The sequence below is a fragment of the Pseudomonas antarctica genome, assembly GCF_900624995.1.
GTDB classification, from domain to species: domain Bacteria; phylum Pseudomonadota; class Gammaproteobacteria; order Pseudomonadales; family Pseudomonadaceae; genus Aquipseudomonas; species Aquipseudomonas antarctica.
Map to the genome: position 1 here is coordinate 1 of NZ_UYXQ01000196.1, position 4974 is coordinate 4974.

Annotated in this window: 8 protein-coding genes and 1 pseudogene; 5 read left to right on the forward strand and 4 right to left on the reverse strand. The window is 59.3% G+C overall.

Translation table 11 applies throughout. The features are described 5' to 3' along the window. The 4 genes and pseudogenes from E0F99_RS28845 to E0F99_RS28860 form a co-directional block, all read right to left on the reverse strand. Window positions 1-177, reverse strand: a pseudogene (locus tag E0F99_RS28845) (IS256 family transposase); the annotation flags it as partial. 79 nt (window positions 178-256) lie between these two features. Then, window positions 257-568 (reverse strand): AzlD domain-containing protein, encoded by a 312-nt coding sequence (locus E0F99_RS28850; RefSeq protein WP_083358305.1) that lies wholly within the window; start codon window positions 566-568, stop codon window positions 257-259. Continuing rightward, a complete protein-coding gene (locus tag E0F99_RS28855; RefSeq protein WP_130909094.1) occupies window positions 565-1266 on the reverse strand; it encodes an AzlC family ABC transporter permease in 702 nt (233 codons plus the stop codon). Before E0F99_RS28855 ends, E0F99_RS28850 begins: the two co-directional genes overlap by 4 nt. Window positions 1267-1337: 71 nt before the next feature. Then, window positions 1338-1553: a hypothetical protein gene (locus E0F99_RS28860; protein ID WP_017138831.1), complete on the reverse strand. Its 216-nt coding sequence runs from the start codon at window positions 1551-1553 to the stop codon at window positions 1338-1340. A 176-nt stretch (window positions 1554-1729) separates the two neighbouring features. Here E0F99_RS28860 and E0F99_RS28865 point away from each other — a divergent pair, with 176 nt between their 5' ends. From E0F99_RS28865 to E0F99_RS28885, 5 genes are all read left to right on the forward strand, one after another. Continuing rightward, entirely contained in the window at window positions 1730-2086 is a 357-nt protein-coding gene (locus E0F99_RS28865) for a metalloregulator ArsR/SmtB family transcription factor (protein ID WP_083358304.1), read from the forward strand. Window positions 2087-2105: 19 nt separating this feature from the next. Continuing rightward, window positions 2106-3389, forward strand: a complete 1284-nt coding sequence (locus E0F99_RS28870; protein WP_083358303.1) for an arsenic transporter — start codon at window positions 2106-2108, stop codon at window positions 3387-3389. A 12-nt stretch (window positions 3390-3401) separates the two neighbouring features. Further along, window positions 3402-3872 carry an arsenate reductase ArsC gene (locus E0F99_RS28875; RefSeq protein WP_083358302.1) on the forward strand — a complete coding sequence of 157 codons (471 nt, stop codon included), beginning with the start codon at window positions 3402-3404 and terminating at the stop codon, window positions 3870-3872. A gap of 9 nt (window positions 3873-3881) precedes the next feature. Beyond that, on the forward strand, window positions 3882-4568 hold the full coding sequence (gene arsH / locus E0F99_RS28880; protein ID WP_408003441.1) for an arsenical resistance protein ArsH: 687 nt from the start codon (window positions 3882-3884) through the stop codon (window positions 4566-4568). Window positions 4569-4618: 50 nt separating this feature from the next. Beyond that, a partial coding sequence (locus E0F99_RS28885; protein ID WP_207303110.1) for an AraC family ligand binding domain-containing protein occupies window positions 4619-4974 on the forward strand: 356 nt, incomplete at its 3' end.

A 4974-nucleotide genomic window follows, 5' to 3' on the forward strand; every position in this document is an offset into this window, starting at 1 on the left:
GTGGTGGCCCAGCTCGGCACCAAGGGCTCGCTCGATCAAGGCCTTTTTGAACGCCATCGACGCATCCTGAATGGCTTCGGCACTCATCGGGCCGCTGACGAACTGGTCGATCAGCTCTTTTGGAATGGCTGGAAGGTCACGCTGGGCCCTGCGGGCCGGTTTCTTTGTGGTTGGCATACATGCACCTCTTCAACATGTTATGCCCGAACACAAAATTTATGACAGTCCCAGGCTTGCTCGATTGCAGTCTGCCACCTCAGAGCCACCAACGAAAAAAATAGAACAACCCCATGCTCAGCAGCACCGTAATCAACACATTGCGCGTCCAGAACATCAACGCTACTGCGCAAATAGCCGCCAGCAAATAAGGATTGGCCAGGCTCACATTCAACTTGTGATCGGCAAGAAAAATAATCGGCCCACAAATCGCCGTAAGCATTCCCGGCACCGCGAACCCAAGAAATTCCCGCGCACCGCGATTAAGCCGAACCGGCAAACGCGGCTCAATGAACAAGTAACGGTTGAGAAACACCACCAACCCCATGGCCACAATCATGATGTAGATCATCGTTGCGTCGCCCCCACTCCAAGCCGCTTGCAGGCAAAACCCGCACTCATCCCGAGCATACCCGACACCACCACCGCCGACTCCCAGTGCAAGTAGCTCAGCCACACCGAACACAACAGCGAAACCGCCACACACACCACCGTAGGCACATCACGCACGACCGGCGTGATCAGCGCGATAAACGTCGCAGCAATCGAAAACTCCAGCCCCAGTTGATCAAGGCCGGGAATGCTTTTGCCCAGCACGATGCCGGCCAGGGTAAACAGGTTCCAGATGATATAAAACGTCAAGCCGACGCCCAGCGCATACCAGCGGTTGAAGGTCTCACGGTCATAGTGATTGACCAGCGCAAAGAATTCGTCAGTCAGCAAAAATCCGAGGCTCATCCGCCAGCGTGCATTGAGCGACGACAGCGTCGGGCGCATATGCATGCCATAGAGCAAGTGTTGGGACGTCAGCAGCAAGGTGGTCAGCACAATCGAGATCAGGCTGGCACCGCCCTTGACCATACCGATAGCCACCAATTGCGCGGCGCCGGCAAATACGATGGCGGACAAACCCTGGGCCTGCAGGGGGGTCAATTGCGCGTCAATGGCCATGGAGCCGGCCAGCAGCCCCCAGGGTGCACACGCCAGAGACAAGGGAATAACGGCAATGGCGCCGCGACCGAAGGCGTAATGAGGTAAGGCTGTAGGCATGGAGACGGCTCATCGACAGACAGTCGACAAGCATGCCAGCGTCATAAGGGGCTTGTCTTGAACGATCGTGCTCAGGCGAGCTTGACTGAGACCTGCTCCACCGAATCACGCGCTTCGCGCAACTCATGTGCATCCTGATTGAGCCGGTGAATGGTGTTGAGCAGGCGTTGGCGCAGCACTTCATCGCCGAGTTTTTCGACGGCGCGCATCAGGTCAAACGCCGCGGTTTCATTATTGTCCGCGACGGAATCGAGGGTCTTGCGCAGGTTGCGAGTGGCACGGGTCACGCGGGTTCTTCCTTCATCAGCTATGGGCAGGCACTTTAGGACATTCGTGTTTCATTTTAATTTCAGTCACTTGTGGCTGATTGAGCGGCATTTGATCCACATCAAACGAATTCAGGATTTGACCTACATATTTGCTTATCCGTATATTCGGATATTCATATATACAGGCTTTGATCATGTCGGACCTCTTCTCCCCACCCACCCTGTTCAAATGCCTGGCGGATGCCACCCGCACGCGCCTGACATTATTGATCCTGCGCGAGGGCGAACTTTGCGTGTGCGAACTGATCCATGCTTTGGACGACAGCCAGCCAAAAATCTCCCGCCATTTGGCGCAACTGCGCAGTGGCGGGCTATTGCTCGATCGCCGTCAGGGTCAATGGATCTATTACCGCATCAATCCGGCACTGCCCGCCTGGGTGACACAGGTGCTGGAGACCACCTTGCAAGCCAACCAGTCATGGTTGCAGAACGACGCGCTGCGTCTTGATGAAATGGGCGACAGACCACAACGGGCCAGCGCCTGCTGCTAAGCCATCGGAGCTTTTATTCATGCTTGTCGCCATTGCGATTTTTATCTTCACCATCATCCTGGTCATCTGGCAGCCAAAAGGCTTGGGCGTCGGCTGGAGCGCAACGTTGGGGGCGATTCTGGCCCTGGCCTGCGGCGTGATCAGCCTGGCCGACATTCCCGTGGTGTGGCACATCATCTGGAACGCGACCGGCACCTTTGTTGCGCTGATCATCATCAGCCTGTTGCTCGATGAAGCCGGGTTCTTCGCCTGGACCGCGCTGCATGTGGCGCGTTGGGGCCGTGGGCGTGGCCGGCGCTTGTTCGCCTATATGGTGCTGCTGGGTGCCCTGGTCTCGGCACTGTTCGCCAACGACGGCGCAGCGTTGATCCTCACACCGATCGTGATGTCGATGCTGCTGGCGCTGCGGTTTTCCCCAGCCGCGACGCTGGCATTCGTGATGGGCGCGGGGTTTATCGCGGATACGGCGAGCCTGCCGTTGGTGGTGTCGAACCTGGTGAACATCGTCTCGGCGGATTACTTCAAGATCGGCTTCAACGAATACGCCGCAGTCATGGTGCCGGTGAACGTCGTCAGCGTGGCTGCCACCTTGGCGGTACTGCTGTGGTTTTTCCGCCGCGACATTCCCCCGACCTACGACCCGGCCGATCTGGAAGACCCCAGCAGCGCCATCCACGACCGTGCGACCTTTCGTGCAGGTTGGTGGGTGCTCGGTATTTTGCTGGTCGGTTGTTTCGCCCTCGAGCCGCTGGGCATTCCCATAAGTGCGATTTCCGCCGTGTGCGCCGTGTTGCTGCTGGTGATCGCCGCCAAGGGCCACAAAATCTCCACGCGCAAGGTGCTGAAAGAAGCCCCGTGGCAAATCGTGATCTTTTCCTTGGGCATGTACCTGGTGGTCTACGGCCTGCGTAACGCTGGCTTGACCACCTACCTGGCAACCTGGCTCGACACCTTCGCCACCTATGGCGTGTGGGGCGCGGCCATGGGCACCGGCGTGCTGACGGCGCTGCTGTCGTCAGCGATGAACAACTTGCCGACGGTGCTGATCGGCGCACTGTCCATCGAGTCCAGCCATGCCGTGGGTGTGGTCAAGGACGCGATGATTTACGCCAACGTGATCGGCAGTGACCTGGGGCCGAAAATCACCCCCATCGGTAGCCTGGCCACCTTGTTATGGCTGCACATTCTCGCACGCAAAGGCATCACCATCACCTGGGGTTATTACTTCAGGGTCGGGATTGTGCTGACCTTGCCGGTGCTGTTGATCACCCTTGCGGCGCTGGCCTTGCGCCTGAGCCTCTGAAGGACACTCGCCATGAAAGTTCTGTTTATGTGTACCGCCAACAGCTGCCGCAGCATCTTGTCCGAAGCGGTGTTCAACCACTTGGCGCCGCAAGGCTTTGAGGCGATCAGCTCTGGCAGCTTTCCTCGGGGGCAAGTGCTGCCGCGCAGTCTGAGCACGCTGCAGGCGGCGGGCATCAGCACCGACGGCTTGTACAGCAAGGGTAATGAGGCCTTCGAAGGCAGCCCGCCGGACGTGGTCATCACCGTGTGCGACAAGGCCGCCGGTGAAACCTGCCCGGTGTATTTCGGGCCGGCGCTGAAGGCGCACTGGGGGTTGGAAGATCCGTCGGAACTGCATGCTGATGAGACCCAAGTCGACGCTGCGTTTAACCTCACAATGGGCATCATCGCTAACCGCTGCCGCGCGTTTTTTGCCCTGCCCTTTACCCGCCTGAGCCCGGATGAACTGAAAACTGAACTCGACCGCATTGCGCGTTTGTAGCCGGAGCCCCTGATGACCACCCTGCCCAATCTCGACACCACCCTGACCACGCCGCCTACCGAACCGACGCATCCGCCGCGCATCCTGCTGCTCTATGGCTCTACGCGGGCGCGCTCATTCAGCCGCTTGCTGGTAGAAGAAGCTGCGCGCCTGTTGCGTCACTTCGGTGCCGACACTCGGATTTTCAACCCGTCGGGCCTGCCGCTGCCTGATGATGCGCCCACCGATCACCCCAAGGTTCAGGAACTGTTGGACCTGATGCAATGGTCCGAAGGCCAGGTCTGGTGTTCGCCGGAACGTCACGGCTCGATGTCGGCGGTGTTCAAGGCCCAGCTCGATTGGGTGCCGCTGGCCCTGGGCGCCGTCCGGCCCACCCAGGGCAAGACCTTGGCGGTGATGCAAGTGTGCGGCGGTTCGCAATCGTTCAACACCGTCAACCAACTGCGTGTGCTTGGCCGGTGGATGCGCATGTTCACCATCCCCAACCAATCCTCGGTGCCCAAGGCCTTCATGGAGTTTGATGACCAGGACCGCATGAAGCCGTCGGAACTCTATGATCGTGTCGTCGATGTAATGGAGGAACTGGTGAAATTCACCCTATTGCTGCGCAATCACCCGGAGCTGGTCGACCGCTACTCAGAGCGTAAGGAAAGCGCTGCTGAGCTGTCGCAGCGCGTCAATCAACAGTCGATCTGAGCCGCCCTGTCGACGTATGCTCATACCCGTCCTCTAACCGAGTTATCGCGATGAGCACCCTGCAACACGCCTGGCTGGGCAACTACGAAGTCAGCAGCACGCACTGCACCGGCCTGACCTTTGCCCGCCACAGCCACGATGAATGCGTGATCGGCGTGAACCTGGTCGGCGAGGAAAAGGTCTGGCTCGACCGCCGCGAGTTTGAGGCCGGGCCCGGCAGCATTACCCTGTACAACCCCGGGCAGATTCAGGGCGGTGGCGCGGCTGACGGCGCGCCTTGGCACTTTGTCAGCCTGTACGCCACGGCGGATCAACTGGCGAGGGACATGGGGCTGGCGCAGTTGAAGTTTGATCGATCACGTTGCTTTCACCCCCACCTGCGGCGGCGCCTGGCGGCGGCGGGGAG